Raw genomic sequence first — 25624 nt, forward strand, 5'->3', positions numbered from 1 at the left:
CCAAGTATCCCATTTGTCATATATTCAGGTTTGGCTGACTCAAAGCACATAAGTGTTGCACATTTCGTTTTTCCGGTGCTTCGGACGGTAATTTTGAGCCGTAATCAATTATCGCACGGACATGATACAGACACCGGTCATAGTGACATTTGCCAACCAAAAAGGCGGCGTCGGCAAGACGACGCTCTGCGTAACCTTCGCCAATTATCTGGTGACGAAGGGCGTGCGTGTGGCCGTCATCGACTGCGACTTCCAGCACTCCATCGTCAAGTGCCGCAAGGCGGACATCCGCAAATACGGCGAGGAGCATACGCCCTACGATGTGCTGTCATACGAGGCCAACGACAAGAAGGCCATGACCGACCTGATGGAAAAGCTGCACAACGACCCCAGCATAGACGTGGTGCTCATGGATTCCCCCGGAAGCTTGAAAGCGAACGGTCTGATCCCCATGTTCGTCAATTCGGACATCATCATCGTACCGTTCCATTACGATCTGGTGACAGTGCCCTCCACAGCCAGTTTCCTCATGTTCATAGACCGCCTGCGCAAAGCCGTCGGCGGACGGATGAAGGCGAGGCTCTTCATCGTCCCCAACCTGCATGACGGCAGGGTCGGCAAACGCTCCGAGCTGGTCATCTGGGACAACGCGAGGGAGACGTTCTCCAACTACGGGCACGTGACCGCAAGGATACCCAAGCGTGCCGACATGGAGCGTTTCAGCACCATGGCCGCCCTCGACATGCAGGGCGGCATCGTCGCGCCGGTCTTTGAGCGAATCTATACCGACATCTTCGATACGGCCATGCCCATCCGTGAAGTTGTCCTACCCAGCATACAGCAGACGGAGAAGAATGACAAGGAGAAATCCGAAGCGAGACCGACAACAGAGAATGAAAATGAACAGTAACATCAACAACCATAGCGCAATGACAAAAGACATTCCGGAAATAGATGACCTGACCAAAGGCATCAACGACCCCGACATCATGCTTTCCAACAGCCATCAGGAAACATCCGATGCACAGGATAGTCTGGAAGCGGCCAAGGAACAGTCCGAGCTATCCGTTTCCCTTTCGGGCAATATCGAAAATTGCTGGCAGGACTTCCTGTCCTATCTTGACACCGCCGACCAAAGGGATGACAAGAACGAGCGTCTGGTCTGCAAACTGGACCGCGACCTTGCCGATTCGCTGGACGACTGCGACATTCAGGGCCGCTGCCGTTCCGACCTCGTGAACGCCATCGTCCGTGCCTTCTTCGGGGCGTTCCTGCCACAGCTTGCCCGGTACCGCCGGGAGAAGAAATCACTTTTCACGAATTACAAGGAAGCATGACCATGGGAAAGAACAGATGGGACGAACGGAAGACTGCCCTGCTCGCCGAGACCTACCCGGTGGAGACCACGGCCTATACTGCCGGAGTGGTCGGCATGAGCGAGACGGCAGTCAAGAACAAGGCTCGCAAGATGGGCATTGTCAAAGTGGCCAAGTCCGGCTGGCTGGAACGTGCCGAGCATATCAAAAGCCACTTTCATGAAAAGTCATTCTCCGAAATGGGCAGGGAACTGGGCATAAGCAAGATGAGCGTCAGCCGCATAGCCGCCAAATTAGGGCTGAGACGCACCAAGGAACAGGTTTACAAAGTGTCTTCCCGAATCCGATGCGAAATGATACGGCGCGAGCGGCGGCGCGTGATATTCGGGCTTGACCCGGTGACACGGATCAAGGTGGTGTCGAACAGGGCGAGGGTACGCCTGCGCTCACGGCTGAAAGGCATCGGCTATATCGTAAGCGAAGAGCGTAACATCCTCTACTATACCGTCAGTCTGGTGCGCAAGGAACATCTGGAACACCGTGGCACCAAGTTGGGACTCCGATTCCTGCCCTTTCCCCAAGACACGACAACATTATTCACAGCCATAATTTGAACACCCCCATGCAGTACGGACAAATCGTATTCCTCCTTTTCATTGTTCTCCTGCTCTATTATGCAGTGCTGATAGTCCTTGACATACAGAAGACCAAGGCGGCACAGGCGGCGGAGCAGGACGGCCAGACCGAGGAGGAGATAGACATATCGGATGAAGCGCAGACCTTCAAGCCCGTGAAGATTAGCCGGGATGAACCAGTCAAGAAGCAAGAGGCTTCCGAAAAAGAAGAAGCGTCAAGAAAAGACGAAGCGGAAGAACCCGATGCACAAGAGCCACTTGATACCGAAAAACCGTTCCACCGCCCCGGCTACCGGGAAGCCATCATGACTGACGGCATCCTTGTCGAGGACATCATCCACGAGATAAACCGGCTGGCGGAGACCGGCACCAGTGACCTCGGCACGGTCATCTTCAACTGCGAGAACGCAATGTAATAGCTATATGGCTTTAAGAAGCCACCGTTCCTTTGGCGACACCTGTTCCTTTGGCGATAGAACCCATAAACATTTTCTGAAAAATGCAACAGTTAAAGAAGAAATTGCAACGTGCGGCAGACCGTTTCATGGCATCGAAGTTCGCACAGAAAGGCGTGCTGGCACTCGTCTGCCTCACGGTATCGGTCGGCGAGGCCATGGCCGCCAGCAAGGGTGCGGCAGGCTTTACCAAGGCCACGCAGGAGGTCAGCTCCTACCAGACACCCGTATCCAACCTCATGAAGGCCATTGCCGCGGTCATCGTGCTTGTCGGCGCGTTCAACGTCTATTTCAAGATGCAGAACGGTGACCAGGACGTGAAGAAGACCATCATGCTGACCATCGGCGGATGTATCGCGTTCATCGCGCTGTCAGAAGCCCTGCCCTTGTTCTTCAAGTAATAACCGCAAACACTTGCATGACGATGAATCAGGAGGGTTATCCCGTTTTCAAGGGCTTGCAAAAGCCGCTGGAGTTCATGGGCATCCGTGGCCGCTTCCTCACACTGGCGGCAGCGGCGGTCGGCGTGTCGTTCGTCGGCTTTATCGTGTTCTCCATTATTTTGGGAAAACTCGCCGGGTTCATCGCCATGCTGGTGATGGCTGTAGCTGGATTGGTTGTCATTTATGTCAAGCAGCGTGGCGGCCTGCACAACAAGCGGCGTTCCAAAGGCATATTCATCTACAGGCACCTGATGCGTAACCCATAAAAACAAAAAGCATGGCACAAAAACGGAAAAGAGCGTTTGACGGACTTTATGCGCAGCTGGAGGAGACGGACGGCAATGTCGTCCTCTTCTCGGCCAAGGGCGAGCCGTCGGTCATATTCGAGATGACCAACCCCGTGCAGCAGCTGTGTACGGACGCGGAGCAGTACCTGCGTTTTCAGGACGTGCTTTCGGGCGTGGTGCAGACGCTTGGGGAGGGCTATGCCTTGCAGAAGCAGGACATCCTCTGCAAGCAAAGCTACCGCCACGAGGTGCCCGAAAATGCGGAGTTCCTTACGAAAAGCTATTTCAGGTACTTCGAGGGAAGGGAATTCACCGAGATACGCACCTTCCTTATCATAACGCAGGAGGCACGGCGCGGCCAGTTCGTGCAGTACGACCCGAAGAGGTGGCTGGACTTCCATTCCAAAGTGGCCAAAGTGGATGACATCCTGAAGGAGAAGGGCATAAAGCACCGCAAACTCAGCAAGGCGGAGGTCAATGAGTACTGCCACCGCTTCATGGCGTTCCGTTTCCGTCACGGCCCTTTCTCCATGACCAATTTCAAGGCATCGGACGAGTACCTGAAAACCGGTGGCCGGGTCATCCGTTCTTACCCGTTAGTGGATATAGACGAGATTAACCTGCCGTCCGTCATCAAGCCCTATACGCAAATGAGCATCAACGGCTACGGCATCGCCACCGACCTGCTGTCCTTTTTGACCCAAATTCCTTTTTCGGACTGTGTGGTGTTCAACCAAGTGGTGCAGATTCCCGAACAACGGAAACTACTACGGAAGCTGCAGGCCAAGGCGAAACGCCACGGCTCCATGCCTGACCCGAGCAACAAGATTGCCAAGGCGGACATCGAGGAGGTGCTGAACCGGCTGGCAATAGACAGCACGCAGCTGGTCTATTGCAACTTCAACATACTGGTGAGCTGCCCGGCTGACAAGGTGACACCCGTCACCTCCTATCTGGAAACCAAGCTGTACGAGTGCGGCATCATGCCCTCACGGACTGCCTACAACCAGCTGGAGCTGTTCACGGACAGCTTCCCCGGCAACGCCTACGCCTTCAATCCGGACTATGACCTGTTTCTCACACTCTCTGACGCTGCTCTGTGCTTCTTCTTCAAAGAACACCTGAAAGGATCGGAGGAGACACCGCTGACCACCTATTACACCGACCGTCAGGGACTACCGGTCTGCATCGACATCACCGGCAAGGAAGGCAAGGTCAAGATGACCGACAACGCCAACTTCTTCTGCATCGGGCCGAGCGGAAGCGGCAAGAGCTTCCACATGAACAGTGTCGTCCGCCAGCTGCTGGAGCAGCAGACCGATGTGGTCATGGTCGATACGGGAGATTCCTACGAGGGTATCTGCGGCTACTACAAGGGCACATACATCTCTTACTCCAAAGAGAAGCCCATCTCCATGAACCCGTTCAAGGTGACAAAGGAAGAGTATGACCAAAATTTCGGGGAGAAGAAAAACTTCCTCAAATCGTTGATATTCCTGATATACAAGGGCAATGAGTTTCCGACCAAGATTGAGGACATGCTCATTAACCAGACCATCGTGGAATACTACGAAGCCTACTTCCATCCCTTTACCAAGTTCACAGAGAAAGAGCGCGAAGGACTGAGGCAGAAACTGCTGGTCGCCTCCAAGATGGAAGAGGACTATGACAAGTTTTCCCACAGCATGGAGGACATTGACGCCCAAATTCAGGATGCGGAAACCGACAAGCAATCGGAAAGCAAGGCACTGATGCTTCCGACAGAAGCCCGGCGGCTCAAACTGCTCCGACAGTGCCGTTCCCTCTTGGCACTTGCCCGGGACGAGGCGGCCAGCAAAGGGGAAAAGGAACGCGCCCTGCTGATTATCGAGAATTACAAGAAGGAACTGTACAACAACTCCATACTTATCAAGATAGACAAGCAGATTGACCATATCGAGGAGCAGAAGCGCAGGCTGAAAGTAACGGAATTGTCCTTCAACTCCTACTATGAGTTCGCACTGGAGCGCATTCCGCAAATCGTTTCGCAGGAGAAGATCCAGTTCAACATCCGGGACTTCGCCGCCATCCTGAAACAGTTCTACCGGGGCGGCGAGCTGGAAGTGACGCTGAACTCCGACCTTGACGTGAACCTCTTCGACGAGCGTTTCATTGTCTTTGAAATTGACAAGATAAAAGATGACCCCGTGCTTTTCCCCATCGTGGTGCTGATCATCATGGACGTGTTCCTGCAAAAGATGCGCATCAAGAAAGGGCGCAAAGCCCTGATAATCGAAGAGGCATGGAAAGCCATCGCCTCACCCACCATGGCGGAATACATAAAATATTTGTACAAAACGGTCAGGAAATTCCACGGCATCGCCGGGGTGGTCACACAGGAACTGAACGACGTGATTGACTCGCCCATCGTCAAGGAGGCCATCATCAACAACTCCGACGTGAAGATACTGCTGGACCAGACAAAGTTCAAGGACAGGTATGAGCAGATAGCCGCCATCTTGGGTCTCACGCCCATCCAGCGGCAGCAGATATTCACCATCAACGCCCTGAACAACCGCGAGGGGCGCAGCTACTTCAAAGAGGTGTGGATATGCCGTGGGCAAAACTCGGACGTGTATGGTGTGGAGGAAGCCCCGGAATGTTACTGGGCATACACGACCGAACGGAGCGAAAAGGAAGCCCTGAAGGTATACCTCGCCCATTACGGCACGATGCAGGAGGCGATAACCCGTATCGAAGCCGACCGCAAACGTGCAGGAAGTCCGAAATATCTGGAATTTGCAAGGAAAGTAAATGAACATCAAAAGGTAATGTCACAATGGTAAAGTTACGATACATACTGGTAATGGTTTTAATGGCAACCGCATCAACCCCGGTGTTTGCCGGATGGAAGGTTGTCATTGACAAGAACTGCATCAAGGTGGTGGCTGCCAATACCGCCTCACAGAAACTGATAGAAGACCAGCATAACCAGCGTCTGGATTCCATCGCCTCCAAGAAGCAGAAGGTGGAACTCTATTCGGTGAGCATGGCCACCATCAAGGAACTCTACAAGCTCACGATGGAGAACATTTCGGGTTTCGGGACGGAGAGCCTGTACTACAAGGAAATCGGCACGTGCGCCTTTGACATACTCAAAGACGTGCCGGAACTGATAAACACGGTGAATAAGGCCAAGTTCAAGAACAAGCTCGCCTGCCTGACGGAGCTGGGCGGCCTCGTGATGGAGACACAGCAACTGGTAGGTAACTTCGTGAACATCGTGAACAACGCCAAGGTGCAAAATCCCCTCAAAGGACAAGGCACGGCGGAAAAGAAGAGCGACGGCTACAACCTGCTTGACCGTTATGAACGGCTGTCACTGGCCAACCGAATCTATACCGACCTGATGGAAATACGCTACAAGGTGGAGGGCATGATGCTGATGGCGCAGTTCGCGACAGCTAACGACCTATTCTTCGCCATAGACCCGGAAGGCTGGGCCAACGTAGTGACCATGAAAAACCAAGTCGGCGGCCTGATTCAGGACTGGAACGGACTGGTAGCGGCAAATTATTAACCCTTTGATGATACAGCTATGAAACATTGGAAGATAAGAATGGTACTCTTTACCCTTGTGCTGGCTTTGGCTTTTTTGCAGCCGGTGAAGGTCTCCGCCTATGTCCTGCCGAAGGACTTGCCGACCATCGAGGCATTGATTGCCCTGCACAAAGCCGTGAAGAAGGACGAAGACCAGGCCTTGCAGCGTGTGGCAACCAGTTTTGGCGAACAGTCGCTGCTCACCAAAGGGGCAGTCAAGTTCAACGATGTCCGCACCACGCTCGACACCAAGCTGAGTAACGCCCATTCCTATCTGGTGCTGGCCGGTGCCATATCCTCCACTGCCAACTCGCTGTACCAACTGGTCAGGGACTACAAGGACTTTACATCCAATACGTTCAGCCACGTATCCAAGAAACCATTCGTGGCATGGTACTATGCGGATGCCAACGTAGCCATTTCCCGTGAAGTCAAACACTGCTACAAACTATATGCTTCCGTGGCCGCCTCCGGCATCAACCTGATGAAAGCCTCCATGGACGAGAAGCTGAATCTGGTGATGACGCTCAAAACCACCATCGACAAGGCGAGGTACATCATCGACAACGCGAACCTGTACTGTTTTCTCATAACCGATTGCGGCTGGAAGCCGGACTACATCTGGGAAATCCTGAACTCCAGCGTCAAGGACGAGATAGCGGACAAAGTCATCAACAAATGGAAACAAGGATATGCAAGTTAGACAAATCATTATCGGAATAATGCTTATAGGACTTCCTCTTGCAGGCTATGCCCAAAGGCCGTCCCGTGACAACGAGAAGGCGAAACAATGGCAGTCAATGGAGAACGGCCCTTGGGACTTTGCACCTGACTGGTACTATTACTTCCTCCATAATAAATATTCCGGTGCGGAAATGTACTGGAAGTGGGCCGGTTTCAAGTCGGGCTTCCGGGTACGTTTCAAAGAACCGAAGTCCAGTGTAAAGCGCATCATGCCGGTACGTGTGACCTCGGAAGAGACCCAACGCCAGAAAGTGAAAAAGGTGGAAGAGGAACGGACGCACATAGAGGAACTTTACAAGGAAGAGTTGCTGAGGGAGGCGGACCGCAACGTGGATCTGACCTACGCCTCTTACAAGGACGAGTTCAACCGTATGCAGGGCTGCATCACGGACGGACTGCTCTATTGCATGAAGAAAAGCGACGGCAAACTCAAACATCAGGTGGACGAGCTGAGCCGTCAGAACGAGATCCTTTGTGCGGACATCGCCTATATCCACAAGACGGGAGTCGGCTACGGGCTGGAGAACGCCAAGCGGCAGCAGGCATACGAGGAAGTCAAGGCGAAGATGGAGGAACTGGTGGACCGTACCGCCCGTCTGTGCGCGGTGGCAGCTACGCATTATTAGGACACTTACAAACAAAGACAGAATATGAATCTATTATGTACACTTCTGACTATAGGCCTGCCGGCCATCGACGAGAGCCTTGATAAGCTGCTGGTCGCCATGGAAACATTTCCCAACGTGGCGGTGCTGGGCGATGCGGTCGGGATGGCACGGGTGATCGGGCTGTGCCTCGCGCTCTGTGTCGGCTCTTACGAGTGCTGGATGATGATGCTCGGACGGCGCGGCATGGACGTGATGAAGCTGTTCCGTATCGTGGGAATCTCCATCTGCATCTCCTCCTCTTCGTGGATATGCTCGGCCCTGCAGGTGCCCGGCAAGGGACTGGAATCCGCTACTAAAGCGATGGCGCAGGCAAAGAACAAGGAAGTGGCCGCTTTCGAGCTGAAAGTGGCGCAGAAGCAGGGCGAGTACCTTGACCGGCTCAGGACGGTGCAGGATTCCATCGCCACCGCCCAGCAGGTGGCCGCCATCGGCCAGGACGCGGCATGGTGGGACAAGCTCATCTACAACGTGCAGAACCTCGGCACCACCATCAACAACTACGCCCAGCGTGCGGCGGTGGCGGCAGAGACGAAAATGAGCGAGTGGATAAACGACGTCATACGCTTCGTGGGCGAGCTGATCTTCCAGATGTCCTATTACGGCATCCTCGTGGCGCAGCGCATCTTCATGGCCATCATGGTGATATTCTGCCCCATCATGTTCGCCCTCTCCCTCGCCCCGCCGTGGAACTCGGCATGGAGCCAGTGGATGTCGAAATACCTCTCCCTCTCGCTTTGGGGTTTCGTGACCTACATGTGCCTCTATTATATCGACTTTATCCTCCTATACAACCTGCAGCAGGACTTGGTGGCCTACAACCACCTCCTGCACGGCTCCGTCAACTCATGGTCGCAAATCGGCGCACTCGGCTTGCAGGGCATCGGATCCAACTGCATGTACGCCATGGGTATGCTCGTGGGGGCGTACATCATCCGTTTTGTTCCCGAAGTGGCCTCATGGCTGATTCCCGGCGGCGTAAGCTCCGGAGCAGGTTCTGTGGCAGGTTCGGCGGCAATGGGCATCACGAGCACGGCAGGATCGGCGGCGGGAGGTGCCGTAGGCGCGGCGGTGGGCGGCGCAGGTTCTGTGGGCAAGTCCCTCAAATCATAGGTAGTAACAACATCAAACAAGAAAGAATATGCTCATAGAATCATTGGCACAGAAAACAAGGCTCGCCATGATGACGGTAGTGGCAACCATCGCCGGTTGCGCCGTCATCTGCGGCTTCACCGTCTGGTGCTGCATCTCGCTGGTCAACAAGGAGAGGCAGCAGATATACGTCCTTGACGGCGACATCCCGTTCCTTGCGGAACGCGCCCAGTTAGAGGCCAACTTCACCATGGAGGCAAAAGCACACATCCAGCTCTTCCATCAGTACTTCTTCAACCTGCCGCCCGACAACGACTATATCAAGTGGACGCTCGGCAAGGCGATGTACATGGCGGACGGTACGGCACTCAAACAGAAACAGGCGTTGGACGAGAACGGCTTCTATTCGGACATCATATCCTCGTCGGCGGTCTGCACCATCATGTGCGACTCCATCCTGCTGGACGAGCATGAACGGAAGTTCACCTATTACGGCACGCAGCTTATCAAGCGGCGCACCAAGGACTTGAAGCGTTCGATGGTCACGACCGGCTACATCGAGAACGTGCCGAGGACAAGGAACAATCCGCACGGGCTGATGATCACGAACTGGAGGACGATAGAGAACAAGGATTTGGATTATTGACGTGTAACACCTTATCAAAGAAAATATGAAATCACTCAGAAAAATAGGGCGTGCCCACCGCTTGAAGACGCATGACCAGATAAAGGCATGGTTGCAGCCCAAGCTGGGCAGCATTGGCACGAAATACCGGCTGGCCGCAAGAATCAGGCTGGCAAACGCTTGGGCAAGGAAACATCCCAAGCGCACCTGTGCCTGTGTGGTGGGCACTTTGTCCTTCCTGTTGGCAGTCACCGTCACGTTGGACGGTATGCGTCCGAACGATGGGCAGGAACCAGACATCAGTGCCATCGCCAGCATGGAACCGCTTTTCAGCGGTTTCCGTACCATACAGGCGAACAAGGGCGTACAGCGGCAGACGTTGCTGGAACTGGCCGCCGAAGGGCAGGCACTCCGCGAGGAACTGGACTCCATGATAGCCCTGCCCCACAAGAGCCGTGCGGATTCCGTCCGCATCGTCCGGCAGTACGGGAAACTGGAAAGCATTGTCAAATCACTCAAAAACAACGATAACCCATGATGAAAATCAACTTCAAACAACCCAAGTACATCTTTCCGCTGGTGGTCTTCGTGCCGCTTTGCGCGTTAGTGTACTTCGTGATGCAGACTTTTGGGGGAGGCGGTGACACGCGGCAGACAGTGGCCACCGACCGCATCAACATGGAACTGCCGGAGGCCAATGCGGAGGAAGCCGGCGACAAGATGACCGAGATGTCCCGGCGTTTCGGTGACGAGGACGCTTTTACCGCCGTCGGTGCCATCGGCGAGGAGGAAAAGGACAAGGAGGAGCTGGAACACGGCTACAGCGAGGAGGAGCTGAACAGGCTCGACGCCGCCGAAGCGGAGCGTATCCGCCAGCAGCAGGAAATGGAGGAACTGGAGCGTTCCCTTGCCGAATCAAGGAAGCACATCAATTCATACGCCTACGGTAGCAGTTCTTCGGGCAATGTCTCACAGGACGATTTCGCCCGTGACCTTGAAGAAATCCAGCGGCGAAGTTACCAACGGCAGAAAGCCATCGAGAGCGGATTGGGTTTCGGCAATCCCGAAGCGGAAGAAGCGGCCCGAAAACAACGGGCGGATTCCATCGCCAAGGTACGCATGGAGGAAAAAGAACGCAACCGGCCGAACCTTGTCGTCAAATCATCCGATGCCGGTGCCGGAAAGTTCCATACGGTATCGGCACCCGATGAAGCGGCGGAAGCCAACCTGATACGGGCGATGATTGACCAGACCACCAAGGCGCGCGAGGGCACCCGGCTACGCTTCAAGCTGCTGGATGACGTGACGGTCAGCGGCACGAAACTGCGGAAGGGCACCTATCTGTACGGGACGGTGACAGGCTTCGGAGGGCAGCGTGTCCGCGCGGCGGTCACCAGCATCCTTGTGGGTGGCAAGTTCATCAAAGTGAAACTCTCGGTCTTTGACAACGACGGCATGGAAGGCTTCTACGTCCCCGAATCGGCTTTCAGGGATTTCGTGAAGGACGCTGGTGCCAGCACCGTGCAGCAGAATATCAACTTGGAGTCGGAGGACGGCTACGGCTCGGGCATTTCAGGCGAGGCCATCGCCCTGCAAGCCCTACAAAATATGTACAACTCCGCCACGTCCGCCATCTCTTCCAATATCCGGAAGAACAAGGCGAAAATCAAATACAACACCATCGTCTATCTAATCAACTCGGATGACGCGAGATAGGCAACATAATCCGTAAAATAATAAATATACGCACTATGAAATCAAAAATGCTTTTATGCTTCCTTTCCCTCTTTATGGCGGCTGCCGGCGCATCGGCCAACGAAAGGATTTATGTCAACCGGGAAGTGACCACGCACATCGTCATGCCGGAGAACATCAAGATGGTGGATATTTCCACCACGAAGATTGCCGGCAACCAGTGTACCGACAACATTGTCCGTATAAAACCGTCCTGTGGAAGCGACTCCATACCGGAGGCAGGCTACAGGGACAACGAGCTACTGGGCACGCTGACGCTTATCGGTGAGCGGCACATCGCACAGTACGACATCCTCTATACGCAGTCGCCCCAAATGGCCGCTTCCATCTTCGAGGTGCCTTACAGCCATACGCAGTCCTACATCAACCCGGAGGTCACCATGCCGATGGCGGAAATGGCGCGGTATGCGTGGGCGGTCTATGGCAGCGGACGGAAATACAACCAGATTGTGTCAAGAGCGCACGGCATGAAGGCCGTCGTCAACAACATTTACGCCGTTGGGGACTACTTCTTCATCGACTACTCCCTGCAGAACAAAACGAAGATCGCATACGATATTGAGGAACTGAGGGTGAAGCTGACCGACAAGAAGGAGACCAAGGCGACCAACTCGCAGACCATCGAGCTGTCTCCCGTATTCTCCCTGAACCATGTCAGAAAGTTCAAGAAGAGCTACCGCAACGTGCTGGTGCTACCCAAGCTGACGTTCCCGGACGAGAAGGTCTTGCGGCTGGAGATTTCTGAGAACCAGATCAGCGGACGTGTCATCACGCTGACCATCGAATACGAGGACATCCTACATGCCGACGGCTTTGATTCGGACATCCTGAAAAACGCGGCCTACTATCCCTATTATTACATCACTTATCCCTCACAGCCATGAAAAAATTGATATTCGCTTTATTGTGTGCGGTGGTAACGATTGGTGCGTCCGCACAGGACGGCAAACTGACGGTCAATGCCGGCTTCCTGTTCCCCTCCACGCTCAACGCGACTGTCGGTTATGAGCATCCGTTGGCCTACGGCAATGCCTTGGAGGTATTCGGTGAGGTCGGCAACCACTGGCGGAAGCCAGATTTTTGGAAAGGTTACTATTGGGACGGCGGCATCGTGTACAAGCACCGCCTTGCCCGTTACAAGAACGGAATGTTGCGCTTTCGCTTCGGGCCGCAGTTCGGGGCGGTGGAAAGGAAGTTCTTCCTCGGACTGGAGGGAGGCTTTGAATACAGTTATGTGTTCCGTAACGGATGGGAGTTCTCCCTTACCCAAAAGAACAATGTGAACTTCATACACGGAGACACGTTCCGAAACGGTATGCTGCTCGGATTCAAGATACCGTTTTAACCATCAACAGAAAGGAACACGGATATGGCATTTGAGGAAACACGGGAACAGCAGCAGATGTACAACTACTTCCGCAGCTGCATTTACATCTTTCTCATCATAGAGATTGTCATGAACCTGCCGGTGACGGCGGACAACCGCATCACGCAGTTCCTCCTCGACCTGCTGGGACGTTTCAAGATTTTCAACTCGGTATCGGGCTGTAAGGTGACGGAGCTGGTCTGCATCTGTGTGGTCTGCATCGGCACGAAGGCTAAGAAGGCCTTGAAGTTCAACGTGAGGACGATGGTCGTCTATCCCGTACTGGCAGGACTGACTTTTGTAGGGTTGTGCTTCGTCTTCCACGGGATGGATTTCGGCATCAGTTGGATGGGTTTCCCTGCGAACCGCATCCTCTATGCCGTCTGTTCGGTGGTGGGGACAATGCTGGTGCATCAGGGGCTGGACGGCATCGCCAAGTATTACAACTACAAGGTGGGTGAAGACCGCTTCAACTTCGAGAACGAATCCTTCCAACAGTCGGAGGCTTTGGTCAGCAACGACTATTCGGTGAACATTCCGATGATATACTACTGGAAGCGGAAGATGCACAGGGGCTGGATCAATATCATCAATCCCTTCCGTGGGACGATTGTATTGGGGACGCCGGGTTCGGGTAAGTCCTTCGGCATCATCGACCCGTTCATCCGGCAGCACGCCGCCAAGGGTTTTGCCATGATGTGCTACGATTTCAAGTTCCCGACACTGGCCAAGACGCTGTTCTACCAGTTCTGCAAGAACCGCAAGGCAGGGAAACTGCCTGATAATTGCGGATTCCGTATCGTCAACTTTACTGATGTGGAGTATTCCAACCGCATCAACCCGATACAGCGGAAGTACATTCCCGACTTGGCGGCGGCTTCGGAAACGGCCGCTACTTTGCTGGCATCCCTGAATAAGGGCGGCGGCGAGAAGAAAGGCGGATCGGAAGCGTTCTTCACCAACTCAGCGGAGAACTTTCTGGCGGCCATCATCTATTTCTTCGTGAACTTCCACCCGGTCGGGTTCAGGAACGGGAAGCGGCTGAAACGGTTTGTCTCACTGGAGGGAAAGAAACTGGAACTGGTGATACGGAACTGGGATGATTTCAATGCCGTCAACGAGGAAGGGAACGTGGTGCTGGACTTCGTGGATGAAAACGGGAATGATGTTTCTACCGATGAAGACCGTATGTTTGTGGAGCTGAACGGTTTTTCCTATAAAGACCGGACAGGGAAACGGATTGTCATTGACCGCTGCTGGTATGAGGACGAGGAGGGCAACGAGGTGGAGCCTGACACCGTTACGGGCGAGTATTCGGACATGCCACATGTGCTGTCGTTCCTTGGCAGACCCTACGACCAGGTTTTCAACATTCTGATGCAGGATGACAAGATAGCTTCTCTGATGGCGCCGTTCAAGAGTGCCTACGAGAATAAAGCGAACGACCAGCTGGAAGGCATGGTGGGCACGCTCCGCGTGAATGCCGCCCGGCTGGTGTCACCGGAAGCCTACTGGGTGTTTACCGGGGATGATTTTGACTTGAAGATTTCAGACAGGGAGCATCCGAGCTACCTCGTGATTGCCAACGACCCGGAAAAGGAGCAGGTCATCGGTTCGCTGAACGCCCTCGTGCTCAACCGCCTGATAACACGGGTCAACTCCAAAGGAAACATCCCGGTGAGCATCATCGTGGACGAGCTGCCCACCCTGTACTTCCACAAGATAGACCGTCTTATCGGTACGGCACGCTCCAACAAGGTGGCCGTGACGCTGGGCTTTCAGGAACTTCCACAGCTGGAGGCGGACTATGGCAAGGTGGGGATGCAGAAGATAATCACCACTTGCGGCAATATCTTCATGGGTGCGGCACGCAACAAGGAGACCTTGGAATGGGCGCAGAATGACGTTTTCGGCAAGGCGAAGCAGACCTCACGCTCCATCTCCATCAACGACCAGAAGGTCTCCACCACCATATCGGAGAAGATGGACTACCTCGTCCCGGCGGCGAAGATTGCGGACATGGCTACCGGCTGGCTGGCAGGCCAGGCGGCACGCGACTTCACGGCCACGGACGAAAGGATGCTCAACCGTTTCGACATAGAGCAGTCGGAAGAGTTCAAGACCACGAAGTATTTCTGCAAGACGCACTTCGACATGAAGAAGATAAAGGAGGAGGAAGACCACTACGTTCCGCTTCCTAAAATCTACGAGTTCAAGAATGACCGGGAGAAAGAAATCATGCTGAACCGCAATTTCAAACGGGTCAACCAGGAGGTCGAGGATATGGTCAGGGAACTGTTGGGCATGGGATGATAGCTTATGGATGTGTCAGGTACATTACATGGATTCTCTGCCCTGCCGAAACTGAGTGGCAGCGCATTGAAGGTCATTGCTGTTCTTTCAATGGTGGTTGACCACTCGGCTTATTACCTGCTGGAAGATGGCACATTGCTTTATGAAACGATGCGTTGCATCGGACGTATCGCTTTTCCGGTGTTCGCTTTCTTGATTGCGGAGGGCTTCCGGCACACCCGAAACCGAAGAAGATATTTTTTGCAGCTCCTGCTTTTCGCCGTAATCAGTGAAGTGCCGTGGTATCTGCTGGATGGAGCGGACGGTACGCATAACGTGATGTTCACTTTGGCTTTGGGAATAACAGCTTTAGCCGCTTTTGAGAAACTACATGAGTACCGCGTATTTTGCTGTTGTGTAATCCTAATGATAGCGTGGCTGGCCGCATGGTTAGGTGTGGATTACGAATGGAGAGGCATATTGATGATAGTCATCTTTTACTTGTTGGGATGTAGTTACAAGTATGCTTCTCCCTTTGGTAGAATGACGCAGTTGTTCTGTGCTTTTCCGCTCATAATGCACTACGGGATAGCTGGGGCATTGCTTGCGTGTATGGTACTCTGCTTATATGATGGAACAAGAGGATTCATACATGGTAATACAGCAAAGTATGGGTTCTATTCTTTTTATCCGGCGCATCTTATGGTTATCTTTGGTCTCGCGAATTGGTGGTAGAGAGGTAATGTACATACAAATTAAATGTATGTTCTCTTCTACCACCAAAATTGTGAGAATCATCATATCAAAGATTCTGGATAAGGTCCTCCTTTATTGATTCGCATAGTGTTTTATACAAAATCCTTTTATTTTCAGGAATATCCTCTTCTGAAATGCTGAATAATAAAAGATAAGACTCTGGAATTTTCAGCGCGTTGCATATTTTAGCAATGGTGCTTTTAGAAGGAAACGTACCTCCGGATTCTATGCTACACAATGCATTTGCTGAAATTCCGCACAGATTAGACAATTCTTTTTGGGAAATATCTTTTCTCTTTCTAAGTAATTTTATGGCATTTCCTATATCCATAATCTTTGTTGTTTATAAATGGCCACAGAACAGCTTTATAAGCGTAGGTGCAATTTCGATTAGTTTGAACAATAGAGGCAAAATTTCTTCAGCTCTATTTTTGTCATATTGTTCAATAATCTGAATGACTTCTGTTTTACACTCTTCCGTGAGGTTACTGTTTTTTATTTCTTTTAAAATACCTTCTTTGTTCATAAAAAATAATTTGAATAGTAAAATTAATTATAGGATGCAATTTTCTTTTTACTATTAAAATCATCGTCAGAGTCAGAAGAGAATATATGATACCTTGCGGCTACATAGATATTTCTTATAAGGAAATTTATGTGCCATCCTTGTTTAACATAGGTTGATTTCGCTATGTAATAATAGCTTTGAATAACAGCATCTAATACTTGGTTTTCCAGTCGGAATTTTTCATTAGCAGAATAAACCTCATAAGTAGGTCTAATTGCGAAACCTAAAGGATGGAAAGCTAATTCTTTTTTATCTACTGTTATTTTTTCAAACAAATCCGTCAATCGAGTAATATATGCGGATAGTTTGGAAGGTGTTTCATTTTTTACTTTTTCCTTAAAGACTTCTATCAAATGTTCGACATCAATGTCTGACCATTTCGAAGGCTCTCTTTGTAAATTCTTGTTTTTAAAGAGTTCAATAAACTGCTTGAAACTACTTAGTTCTTTTGGGGGAAGTTTGCTAACGTTGCGAAGAGAACTAATAAAATAACTTCGGATTTTTCGCACATAGGCTTCTGCGAAAATCTCAAGCCTTTTTTCATCTATACAAAGGCTTGACGTATCATCAATATTATCATACCCATTCGCCCTTAGCAATGAGGCTAATGCGCACATTGGTACATTCATAACCTTTTGGATTACATCTAAAGAGGTCATGAACGTTCCAGCCTTTTCTTCTGATAAGATTGACTTTGTGACTTGTATGTTTGAAAGTAAATCCATTTGCCTGCAAATATACGATAAAAGTTTTATATTACAAATGAAATTCGTAAAAAATACAACTATAACTTGTATTTGACTTATATCACATTCTTAAGTACTGCAAAATCAATTGAAAAAGATATTATTCTGAAAATGCTATAATGTTTTCAGTACCCGTATTACTTCACGAATATAATTGGGGTCTTCCGCATAGCCAATATCCCTTAACCACACGAGGTAGTTGCCACCTTTATACCGGTACTGTACCTTCGTATAATAAGCACGTACACTTTCCGTCCAATGCCCAAACTCGAAGTATTGTCCTGTCAGTGGATTGGTCAAGCCAAAAAGATTGTTCCGGTTGCGACAGACTTTTGAACGGAACCACCCCGTTTCTAAAATGGCCTGTGCCAATACTATTTTCGGATGGCGGATGCCGTTGTTTACTATTTCTTTATAGAGATTAGGAATTGTCAGTTCGGGAAGTCCTGCATCCGGTGTCGCCGGATTTACTTTTTCCGACTTTCCCGTTGTCACTTTCAGGGACATCCTTTTGTCACCTTTTCGGGCTTTGGGAGCATTGACAGCTTGGCCGTCCTTTGGAACAGTCACCGTGTCTTTCCCTATAGTTTCAGTGCAGTTAACTGATGTTTCTCCCTTATTATCAGCACTTATGGTACTATTCATAACCGGAGGCAGCTGGACTTCCGTCTCTTTGGTAATCGTGTAGAACTGTGCGGATGCCGCTATAGGCAGCAGCATCGCGGTGAACATTGTCAGAATAGTGTTGCGCATTTCTTTTTCAGGGGGTTACAGCAAATAATTTTGTGGCATCCAACGGCCACGGCCGCAAAATTAACAGCTCAACAACAGTCAAATGGAATTACACAACAGAAATCAATCCGAACAGCTGCCATACGAGAAACTGGCACTGTTGGGCATCGACCGTGAAAAGGCCGACAATCTGCCCCAAGAGGTAAAGGAAAGGCTGGTATCCGGAGAGGTCACACCGCTGATGCAGGTGTCGATAAGTGCCCGAAACGGTGACGTGATCACGTTGCCGCTCAAACTACAGATGACCGCCGACAAGGACGGCAATCCCGCCCTCTTAGCCTACCCGGTACGGGCGGAACTCGAAACGGAACGGAACAAGGTACTCCGACTGACACCCCAGGAAGCCGAACGGCTGGCCAAAGGCGAGGTACTTCAAAAAGCCGTGGAGGTGAACGGCGAGAAAACACAGCAGTACCTACAGCTCGACCCGGAAACGAAATCGGTCATCCACCGCAGGGTGACGGACATCGAAATGGAACGGAAACTCAAAGACATGGAGAAGGTAAACGACATCGAACTGGGCACGCAGCAGAAGCAGCAGGTACGGGACGGCAAGCCCGTGGAGCTGAACGTGGGCGGCGAGAAGGTCTCCGTGGGCATCGATCTCAAAGAGCCACAGGGGTTCAAGCTCATCAAGGGCGACATGAAGGAATGGGAAAGGCAGCAGAAGCTCCGCTACGACGACCTGCACCCCGAATACCTCGGCCTCGTGATGACCGACAAGAACCGCTGGGAGTACCAGCAGGTGGTGGACGCACAATCCAAGGAGCGTGCCCTGACGCTCAAACCATTGCGTGAAGAGAATATCGGTAACGGTCTTAAACGCTGACAGCTATGGCAAAGAAGAAAGAGACGGATGAAAACACCGGACTCGTCAGGCAGTTCGATGACATGAAGAAGAAGCATCCCGACGCGATGCTCCTTTTCAGGACGGGCGACTTCTATGAGATATACCGGCAGGACGCGGTGAAGGCCGCCGCCATACTTGCTATAACCCTCACCGACAGGATTATTCCCGGCGAGAAGGAACCCATGAAGATGACCATGTTCCCATACAACAAGCTCGACACCTACCTGCCCAAACTCATACGCGCAGGGACGAGGGTCGCCATTTGCGACAAGGTGGAAGACCCCAAGCTGACGAAGATGGCGAAGGAGGGCGTGAAAAAGGAACAAACCCAATCAAATCATTCAGATATGGCAAAGAAGAAAAAGGAACAGGCCGCGCAGGAAGAGCCTGTCCGGACAGTGAAGAACGCAGCCGGGGAGAAACCTGCCAAGGAAGAGAAAACCGGGACCGCCGTGAAGACCAAGGACGGTGAAGAAGCCAAAGAGAAACAGGAGCGTAAGCCGCGCGAGCCGCAGATGGTGACAGCCAACGGAGAGAAAGTGACCCACGGCCATGCCTACCAGAGCAAGACCAACCCGGAGGAATGGTACTTCACCGCCAAGATGGACGGGCAGCAGCTGAAACCGCAGCGGATGGATGCCGCCGACCTCGCCGCCTACCAGAAGAAGGAGCTGACGGTACCGCAGCTGATGGAGCGTTATTACCCGACCAAGCTGATGCCGAAAGTGCCGGAAGAGGCGTTCAGGATGCCCAAGTCGATTGCCGGGCCGGAAGGCAGCATCACCGTGGAGAAGTTCAACGTGTACAAGGAGAAGGACGAGCAGCGTCCCGACTTCGGCAAATACAAGTTCTACGCGCAGGTCGGCGAGGCCAAGATGTCCGCCGTCGCTTCCCGTCAGGACCTGAACGCCTACTTTGACCGGGTGGTGACACCTGAAAAGCTGGTGGAGCGGAACTTCGGCGAACGCCTGCACCTGAAATCAGCCTACGAGAAATACCGTCTTCCCGAAGGCGTTGACCAGAATGGCGTCCGTGTGGCCAAAGACCGTGCCGACAACAAGTGGAAGGTATCGGTGGACATGGGTGAGAAAGGGCGCACCACCAGGCAGGAAATCTCCTTCGACGACGGCTATTCCCTCTTCAAGGCGAAGACCGCCACACGGGAGCAGATAGCCGCCAAGTACCTGAACACGGAAATCACCGGGCTGCTCGCAGCGAATACCGCCAAGGTGGAGAAATCCGCCTCCATGAAAATGTAAACCAATTCGTCAAACCATAAACAAGAACAATATTATGTCAGCAATGAAACATGAGGAGCTTGTGCAGCTCCTTCAGGAAGGCAAGATTGGGCACCTCCGTTTTGTCATGGAGGGTGACAACGCACGGGAGTATCTGGAATGGTGCCGCTCGCACGGCACAGACCCGTCCGACGAGTCGGCGGAGTTTTATGTCGAACAGACGGACATCGAGCAGATGGACCGCCAGATGATGGATGACGAGGACTATGGCATCTGGAACTGATACCACGTCCGTATCCGGCAACGCAGGACAGGCGGCACTCGACCGATTTGCCGGGATGATGATCGAGCGGATGCGGCAGATGAAAGACACCGGCTGGAAGCAGGGATGGATCGGCGGCGCGTCAGGCTTTGCCGGACTGCCCCAGAACGTCAGCGGACGGAACTACTCCGGCTCCAACTCGTTCTTCCTCCAGTTGCAGACGGCGGCCATGGGCTACCGCCTGCCGGTCTATCTGACCTTCAAGCAGGCGCACAACCTCAAAGCCCACGTACTGAAAGGCGAAAAGGCCTTTCCCGTGGTCTATTGGGACATGATGGTGAAGGACAAGTACGGCAAACGCATCAGCTCGGAAGAATACCGTGCGTTGGGCAAGGAGGAAAAGAAAGGAATGGAGGTGATACCCTTCATCAAGGCCTTCCCCGTGTACAACGTGCAGCAGACCAATCTGGCTGAGATTCAACCGGAACGGATGCAGAAACTACAGGACAAGTTCAAGGTGCCCGAACTCCGTGACACTGCCGGGATGTACGCCCATTCCGCCCTCGATCGCATGGTGGAGACACAAGCCTGGCTCTGCCCGATACAGGTGGACAAGCGTGTGGACGGGGCCTATTACTCTCCCTCCAAAGACCACATTGTGCTGCCCATGAAGGCGCAGTTCAACATCGGCGGCACGCCGGAGGACACCTACCGTGGCGGCATGGAGTTCTATTCCACCATGCTGCACGAGATGACGCACTCGACCATGACGGCGGAACGTCTCAACCGGGACATGGGCGGCAAGTTCGGCGACCCGAAGTATGCGAAGGAGGAACTGGTGGCGGAGCTGACCGCAGCGATGATCAGCCACTCGATGGGCTTTGACTCCAAAGTAACCGACAACTCGGCAGCGTATCTGGATTCATGGATAGGCGTGCTGAAACAGGAACCGAAGTTCATCGTCTCCGTCATGGCGGACGTGAACAAGGCTTCCGACCTGATTCTTGACCACGTTGACAAGCAGCGGCTGGCACTCGGCGAACAGCCGTACCTTGCCAAGAACGACCCTCTTGTACCGTTAGGCCCGGACGAGGAAGTACCCTTCAAGAACGCGGCCATCGTAAAGACCCGTTCGGGCGGCTACGCCATCCGCGCCTCCTACGATGGTGTGGAGTTGGGGTTGAAAAACGTCTCCAAGGAGACGGCCAAGACCTATTTCCAGCTCACGGACATGAAGGACAAGGCGGCGTTCCTGCACATGACGGCACGCAAGACCTACGGACCGGAACTGGCGGTGATGCAGCGGACACAGAAAACGGGTACCGGAATCAGCATGATGTAAAACGACCGGCTTATGGCAGACTACAAGGTAAACTTCAAGGACTTGAAAGCACGGGTGGGTGTCGATGACATCGCCTACGCGCTGGGCTACCGGCTTGACCGCAAGGCCGGTGTCGGACGCTACATAGAGCTGGTGCTCGGGGAGAACGGCAACCGGCGTGACACCATCATTGTCAGCCATCCCAACGACAAGGCGGCACAGACCTTTTTCCGCCGGGACGGTTCAAAGGGTGATGTGGTCACGCTGATACGGGAAAACCTGAGCGCTTTCACTGTATCGGGCAAGGACGAGTGGCAGAAGATTGCCAAGGTCATGGCACGGTTTGCCAACATGCCCGAACCCGAATACCGGGAAGACCGCGAATATGTGAAGTCGGTCAAAGCCACCGCGTTTTTCGATGCCTCACGGTACGAAGTAAAACCGATAGACACGGAAAGGATTCCACGGCTTTTCTCCGAACGGGGGCTTTCAGACGGAACGGTCAAGGCACTTGCCCCGTTCCTTTCCCTGATACGTGACCGACAGAACGGGAAGTTTGACGGTTACAACATCGGCTTTCCTTACACCAACGGCCACAGCAACGTGCCGCAAGGCTACGAGATACGTGGATATGGCGGTTACAAGTCAAAGGCGGCAGGTACGGACTCCTCTTCATCGGCGTGGGTGGCCGACCTGTCCGGCGGCAATCCTTATATCGTAAAAAGCGTGTTCTTCTGCGAGTCCGCATTTGACGCGATGGCTTTCTATCAGGTGAACCGGGCACAATTAGGAACGGACATTGCCCTTGTGTCGCTTGGAGGAACCTTCTCGGACAGACAGATAACCGGTGTGATGGAACGGTTTCCCGATGCGCGTGCATACGACTGCTTCGACAATGACCTTGCCGGACGCATCTACGGGCTGCGCATGATGGCGTTGCTGGAAGGCATCCCGATGAAAATCAATAAGAGAGACAATATCCTGTCAGTGGAAGCCAAAGGAAAGACTTTTGAGCTGAACCCTGAACGTCCGTTGACCGTACAGGTCAACGAGCACCTTTCCATCCGTCACAAGATGGGGCAATGGCTGCCGCCCAAGGCGTTCAAGGACTGGAATGACTGTCTGCTGAACAAGCCGATGGCACCGGTTATCTCTCCACATAAGGAGGAACGTGAGGAAAACTTGGCCGGGCGCAGAAGTGCCGGTCTTAAAATCTAAGGAATATGGAATCAATCTTCATCAAAAAGCGACTGGCGGCTTTTGCCGTCCTGTTGGGATTGGGCGCAGGGGGCGTTCCCGTCTTCGCCCAACAGACTGACCCGGCCCTGACCGCAGCGGTTGTGGCACAGACAGCGGAACTGAAAAGCATCCACAAGAAGCGGAGGAAACTCCAGGAGCGTATCATAGCCGCAGAAGCCGCCGTAACGGTGGCCCTCGACCGTGTCCACAGCGTCGAGGACAAAATGCTGGAATACCTGTCGAACGCGCAGGGAGCGATGCAGAACCTGTACCAAATCAAACGGGCAGGGGAACTGGTGACAACGGAAATCCCCAAGAACTGCAGCCTGCTGACAAAATCGGTCGGCGGAAACCTCAAAGGGACGGCCATTGCCGCCATCGTGTCGGATGAGCTGACGGACGCGGCCACACAGATGGCTGCCCTCTATCCGTTCATGAAACAGCTGGTCACTTCGGGCAGCTATAACGTCACAGGCTCTGACGGGAAAAACGAGAAGCACAAGGTGAACCTGCTGAACTCTTCGGAACGCTACTACATCGCCAACGAGGTGGTCACAAGACTGGAGGCCATCAACACAGACCTCTTCATCTTGGCGTGGCAGGTGCGCACGCTGTCGTGGAACGACCTCTGGTTCTCCCTCGACCCGGAAGGCTGGGCCAACGTGATGTCGGGCAAGAACATCATCGGCGGCATCGTGGCGGAATGGAACCAAGGCTACCTGCTCAAATGGTAAGGGAATAAGGAATACGAACATCGTAACAACAAATAAATAAGAAAATGGAAACAGAAAAGAAAATCATAGGCCGCTGCCCCTTGTGCGGCGGCAGTGTAGTGAAGACCTGCAAGGGCTACCGCTGTGAGCATAACATCGGCGACAATCCGTCCTGCGTGCTCAACATCAACGGCATCATCGGCAACCGCAAGATGGGTGACGGGGAAGTGGCGGAGCTGCTGGAGAAACGCCGTATCCTGCTGGACGGCTTTGCCACCAAGGAAGGCAAGACCTTCCCGACCGTACTTGAACTGGCGGATGACGGTGCGGTAAATATGCGACCGGTCATCGGCAAGTGCCCCCACTGCGGCGGAGACATCCGTGTGGGAAGCCGGGCGTTCAACTGCTCCAACTACGGCAATCAAGAGAAACCTTGCTCTTTTGCCATCTGGCGTAACATCGGCGGCCACCAGATCACGCTTGCCGAGGCTACGGATATCTGCGAGAAGGGCATCACCGCCTCCGAACTGGAAATGTACCGGGATGACGGCTCCATCTACCGCAAACGGCTGGGGCTTGCGCCTGACAAACTTCAAATCGTGAAGGTATGAGACAGGGTTCACTGATTATCTTTATTTTGGTTTCTGCCGTTCTGTTCTGGGGCGGCGTGGTTTGTTTCGTCAGTTGTTCCGGCAAGCCGGAGAACCGGGCGGTGGAAGTGGCGGAGAAGGCATTGATGGCTTCGGTCGATAACCCTAAATCCGTCAAAATACTTGCTATCAGCAAGGCGGATTCCGTGTTCGGCAGGGACTATGTGACCATGGATGAGAAAATGGCTCTTTCAATGGCGATGATGAAAATCAACGAGAAAGTGATGAAGGAAACGAACGGCTTCGAGAATTTCAACCCCGATGACAAGGCGATGTCCGACCTGATGGAGCGGCAGATGGCTGTGATGTCGGCGTTGAGAGGACTTATTGTCTATGAAGGGAATCCCCATGGCCATGCGAGACAGCCCTTCAACGGCTGGAAGGTCAAGATAGAGTTCGAGGCCAAGGATTCGGGCGGCAAGCCCTACCGCTCTGAATACTGGTTCATACTCGACAAGGAAGCCCTTTGTGTGGTGAAATCCTTTGAGGTGCCGTTGATGTAGGCACAAATCCTTTTCTCCGGATTGCATCATAAAATACTTTTGTCCCGGCATCTTATTATCAGGTAAGGTGTCGGTTTTTTTGTGACGGCCTTTCTTTTGATACTGATTCCATGAAGTCCCGGTGTGCCAACATCGGGGCTTTCTTTTTCCACACCATACCTGCATCACGCTCCCTGCGGATTTTCCGATACAAAGAAACGGAGGGCAGTGCCGACGGCAAACGGCGTTTCACTTGGCTGCACGGAAAGCGGCCGGCAGCCTTCCGCAATTTGTGCCAAATTGGGTATTCCGTCCTCTTTCCGTCGGCCACGTTTGCCTTATGGCACTTACGCCCTCCGTGAGGCAGGTATCGTAAACATCCCGGAAGCGAGAAGCCGAAAAGCTTCAAACAAAAGGGAAAAAATTAAGAACTATGGCTATCATACTTAAAGACAGGAACGAAAAGGTAACGCTCAATGGCAGTGTGTATGAACTTACGCTGCTATGGAACAGAGAGGACATCCGCAGGTGCTGCTTCGGTATGCCACCCGAATATGCCCACATCCGCAAGGACGGCAGGAACTTCGCCACCATTGACTGCTATTCTTCATTGAAAGGTTTTAGGGTTGATGAGTTCCATCGGGTTTTCGTCAAGCCGGAATGGAAGGTGCTTTTTGGCGACAAGGACATCAACACCATACCCTTTATGGATATACTCCAATCACTGCCGTTGCAGGACAGCAATTTATGAAC

At 52.7% G+C, this 25624-nt stretch carries 32 protein-coding genes; 27 read left to right on the forward strand and 5 right to left on the reverse strand.

Going from position 1 to position 25624, the window contains the following annotated elements:
- The first annotated feature begins 121 nt into the window (after positions 1 to 121).
- The 18 genes from BACFIN_RS11000 to BACFIN_RS10915 all read left to right on the forward strand — a co-directional run bounded on the left by BACFIN_RS11000 (position 122) and on the right by BACFIN_RS10915 (position 15989).
- A complete protein-coding gene (locus tag BACFIN_RS11000; RefSeq protein ID WP_004295623.1) occupies positions 122 to 910 on the forward strand; it encodes a ParA family protein in 789 nt (262 codons plus the stop codon).
- Between the two features lie 19 nt (positions 911 to 929).
- Complete coding sequence (locus BACFIN_RS10995; protein ID WP_004303556.1) at positions 930 to 1337, forward strand: hypothetical protein; 408 nt, start codon at positions 930 to 932, stop codon at positions 1335 to 1337.
- On the forward strand, positions 1334 to 1930 hold the full coding sequence (locus BACFIN_RS10990; protein WP_004295625.1) for a hypothetical protein: 597 nt from the start codon (positions 1334 to 1336) through the stop codon (positions 1928 to 1930). The genes BACFIN_RS10995 and BACFIN_RS10990 overlap by 4 nt, the downstream gene beginning before the upstream one ends.
- 8 nt (positions 1931 to 1938) lie before the next feature.
- Entirely contained in the window at positions 1939 to 2367 is a 429-nt protein-coding gene (locus BACFIN_RS10985) for a hypothetical protein (RefSeq protein WP_004295626.1), read from the forward strand.
- 83 nt (positions 2368 to 2450) lie between these two features.
- Positions 2451 to 2807: a DUF4134 domain-containing protein gene (locus BACFIN_RS10980; protein WP_004295628.1), complete on the forward strand. Its 357-nt coding sequence runs from the start codon at positions 2451 to 2453 to the stop codon at positions 2805 to 2807.
- A 17-nt stretch (positions 2808 to 2824) separates the two neighbouring features.
- Positions 2825 to 3115: a hypothetical protein gene (locus tag BACFIN_RS10975; protein ID WP_004295629.1), complete on the forward strand. Its 291-nt coding sequence runs from the start codon at positions 2825 to 2827 to the stop codon at positions 3113 to 3115.
- Between the two features lie 11 nt (positions 3116 to 3126).
- Positions 3127 to 5961, forward strand: coding sequence for a TraG family conjugative transposon ATPase (locus BACFIN_RS10970; RefSeq protein WP_004303555.1), 2835 nt, complete (start codon positions 3127 to 3129; stop codon positions 5959 to 5961).
- The gene (locus BACFIN_RS10965; RefSeq protein ID WP_004295643.1) at positions 5955 to 6695 is read left to right on the forward strand and encodes a hypothetical protein; all 741 of its coding nucleotides are present in this window, start codon (positions 5955 to 5957) and stop codon (positions 6693 to 6695) included. The genes BACFIN_RS10970 and BACFIN_RS10965 overlap by 7 nt, the downstream gene beginning before the upstream one ends.
- Before the next feature lie 18 nt (positions 6696 to 6713).
- Positions 6714 to 7418: a hypothetical protein gene (locus tag BACFIN_RS10960; protein ID WP_004295644.1), complete on the forward strand. Its 705-nt coding sequence runs from the start codon at positions 6714 to 6716 to the stop codon at positions 7416 to 7418.
- A complete protein-coding gene (locus tag BACFIN_RS10955; RefSeq protein ID WP_007752696.1) occupies positions 7408 to 8085 on the forward strand; it encodes a DUF5045 domain-containing protein in 678 nt (225 codons plus the stop codon). The genes BACFIN_RS10960 and BACFIN_RS10955 overlap by 11 nt, the downstream gene beginning before the upstream one ends.
- 24 nt (positions 8086 to 8109) lie before the next feature.
- Positions 8110 to 9237, forward strand: coding sequence for a hypothetical protein (locus BACFIN_RS10950; RefSeq protein WP_004295646.1), 1128 nt, complete (start codon positions 8110 to 8112; stop codon positions 9235 to 9237).
- A 28-nt stretch (positions 9238 to 9265) separates the two neighbouring features.
- Positions 9266 to 9862, forward strand: coding sequence for a conjugative transposon protein TraK (traK, locus tag BACFIN_RS10945; protein ID WP_004295647.1), 597 nt, complete (start codon positions 9266 to 9268; stop codon positions 9860 to 9862).
- Positions 9863 to 9887: 25 nt separating this feature from the next.
- A complete protein-coding gene (locus tag BACFIN_RS10940) occupies positions 9888 to 10379 on the forward strand; it encodes a hypothetical protein (protein WP_004295648.1) in 492 nt (163 codons plus the stop codon).
- Positions 10376 to 11557: a conjugative transposon protein TraM gene (traM, locus tag BACFIN_RS10935; RefSeq protein WP_004295649.1), complete on the forward strand. Its 1182-nt coding sequence runs from the start codon at positions 10376 to 10378 to the stop codon at positions 11555 to 11557. The genes BACFIN_RS10940 and traM overlap by 4 nt, the downstream gene beginning before the upstream one ends.
- Before the next feature lie 35 nt (positions 11558 to 11592).
- On the forward strand, positions 11593 to 12480 hold the full coding sequence (gene traN, locus BACFIN_RS10930) for a conjugative transposon protein TraN (RefSeq protein WP_004303553.1): 888 nt from the start codon (positions 11593 to 11595) through the stop codon (positions 12478 to 12480).
- Complete coding sequence (locus BACFIN_RS10925) at positions 12477 to 12941, forward strand: hypothetical protein (RefSeq protein ID WP_004303552.1); 465 nt, start codon at positions 12477 to 12479, stop codon at positions 12939 to 12941. Before traN ends, BACFIN_RS10925 begins: the two co-directional genes overlap by 4 nt.
- Before the next feature lie 24 nt (positions 12942 to 12965).
- Complete coding sequence (locus BACFIN_RS10920) at positions 12966 to 15275, forward strand: type IV secretory system conjugative DNA transfer family protein (RefSeq protein ID WP_004295653.1); 2310 nt, start codon at positions 12966 to 12968, stop codon at positions 15273 to 15275.
- 6 nt (positions 15276 to 15281) lie between these two features.
- Positions 15282 to 15989: a TraX family protein gene (locus BACFIN_RS10915; protein WP_004295654.1), complete on the forward strand. Its 708-nt coding sequence runs from the start codon at positions 15282 to 15284 to the stop codon at positions 15987 to 15989.
- A 67-nt stretch (positions 15990 to 16056) separates the two neighbouring features.
- On the opposite strand, the gene BACFIN_RS10910 is transcribed toward BACFIN_RS10915, so the two are convergent.
- The 4 genes from BACFIN_RS10910 to BACFIN_RS10895 all read right to left on the reverse strand — a co-directional run bounded on the left by BACFIN_RS10910 (position 16057) and on the right by BACFIN_RS10895 (position 18077).
- Entirely contained in the window at positions 16057 to 16341 is a 285-nt protein-coding gene (locus tag BACFIN_RS10910) for a helix-turn-helix domain-containing protein (protein ID WP_004295655.1), read from the reverse strand.
- A 12-nt stretch (positions 16342 to 16353) separates the two neighbouring features.
- Entirely contained in the window at positions 16354 to 16536 is a 183-nt protein-coding gene (locus BACFIN_RS10905; RefSeq protein WP_004295656.1) for a hypothetical protein, read from the reverse strand.
- 23 nt (positions 16537 to 16559) lie between these two features.
- Positions 16560 to 17303: a hypothetical protein gene (locus BACFIN_RS10900; protein ID WP_004295657.1), complete on the reverse strand. Its 744-nt coding sequence runs from the start codon at positions 17301 to 17303 to the stop codon at positions 16560 to 16562.
- A gap of 135 nt (positions 17304 to 17438) precedes the next feature.
- Complete coding sequence (locus BACFIN_RS10895; protein WP_004295659.1) at positions 17439 to 18077, reverse strand: glucosaminidase domain-containing protein; 639 nt, start codon at positions 18075 to 18077, stop codon at positions 17439 to 17441.
- 82 nt (positions 18078 to 18159) lie between these two features.
- Between BACFIN_RS10895 and BACFIN_RS10890 the strand changes: the two genes are divergently transcribed.
- The 8 genes from BACFIN_RS10890 to BACFIN_RS10855 are packed head-to-tail and all read left to right on the forward strand — an operon-like array spanning position 18160 to position 24892.
- Positions 18160 to 18945 carry a DUF4099 domain-containing protein gene (locus tag BACFIN_RS10890; protein ID WP_004295660.1) on the forward strand — a complete coding sequence of 262 codons (786 nt, stop codon included), beginning with the start codon at positions 18160 to 18162 and terminating at the stop codon, positions 18943 to 18945.
- 5 nt (positions 18946 to 18950) lie between these two features.
- The gene (locus BACFIN_RS10885; protein ID WP_004303550.1) at positions 18951 to 20225 is read left to right on the forward strand and encodes a MutS N-terminal domain-containing protein; all 1275 of its coding nucleotides are present in this window, start codon (positions 18951 to 18953) and stop codon (positions 20223 to 20225) included.
- Positions 20226 to 20259: 34 nt separating this feature from the next.
- A complete protein-coding gene (locus BACFIN_RS10880) occupies positions 20260 to 20487 on the forward strand; it encodes a hypothetical protein (RefSeq protein WP_004295662.1) in 228 nt (75 codons plus the stop codon).
- On the forward strand, positions 20471 to 21808 hold the full coding sequence (locus BACFIN_RS10875) for an ArdC family protein (RefSeq protein WP_004295663.1): 1338 nt from the start codon (positions 20471 to 20473) through the stop codon (positions 21806 to 21808). The genes BACFIN_RS10880 and BACFIN_RS10875 overlap by 17 nt, the downstream gene beginning before the upstream one ends.
- Before the next feature lie 12 nt (positions 21809 to 21820).
- Entirely contained in the window at positions 21821 to 23005 is a 1185-nt protein-coding gene (locus BACFIN_RS10870) for a toprim domain-containing protein (protein WP_004295664.1), read from the forward strand.
- A 5-nt stretch (positions 23006 to 23010) separates the two neighbouring features.
- The gene (locus BACFIN_RS10865) at positions 23011 to 23760 is read left to right on the forward strand and encodes a hypothetical protein (RefSeq protein ID WP_004295665.1); all 750 of its coding nucleotides are present in this window, start codon (positions 23011 to 23013) and stop codon (positions 23758 to 23760) included.
- A gap of 44 nt (positions 23761 to 23804) precedes the next feature.
- Positions 23805 to 24350 carry a topoisomerase C-terminal repeat-containing protein gene (locus tag BACFIN_RS10860; protein WP_004295666.1) on the forward strand — a complete coding sequence of 182 codons (546 nt, stop codon included), beginning with the start codon at positions 23805 to 23807 and terminating at the stop codon, positions 24348 to 24350.
- Positions 24347 to 24892: a hypothetical protein gene (locus tag BACFIN_RS10855; RefSeq protein ID WP_004295667.1), complete on the forward strand. Its 546-nt coding sequence runs from the start codon at positions 24347 to 24349 to the stop codon at positions 24890 to 24892. Before BACFIN_RS10860 ends, BACFIN_RS10855 begins: the two co-directional genes overlap by 4 nt.
- 58 nt (positions 24893 to 24950) lie before the next feature.
- Here BACFIN_RS10855 and BACFIN_RS22650 read toward each other — a convergent pair whose 3' ends face one another.
- Complete coding sequence (locus BACFIN_RS22650; protein WP_153882908.1) at positions 24951 to 25280, reverse strand: hypothetical protein; 330 nt, start codon at positions 25278 to 25280, stop codon at positions 24951 to 24953.
- 24 nt (positions 25281 to 25304) lie between these two features.
- On the opposite strand from BACFIN_RS22650, the gene BACFIN_RS10850 reads away from it, so the two are divergent.
- Positions 25305 to 25622, forward strand: a complete 318-nt coding sequence (locus BACFIN_RS10850) for a hypothetical protein (RefSeq protein WP_004295670.1) — start codon at positions 25305 to 25307, stop codon at positions 25620 to 25622.
- Positions 25623 to 25624: the final 2 nt, after the last annotated feature.

This window comes from Bacteroides finegoldii DSM 17565, assembly GCF_000156195.1.
Lineage (GTDB): Bacteria > Bacteroidota > Bacteroidia > Bacteroidales > Bacteroidaceae > Bacteroides > Bacteroides finegoldii.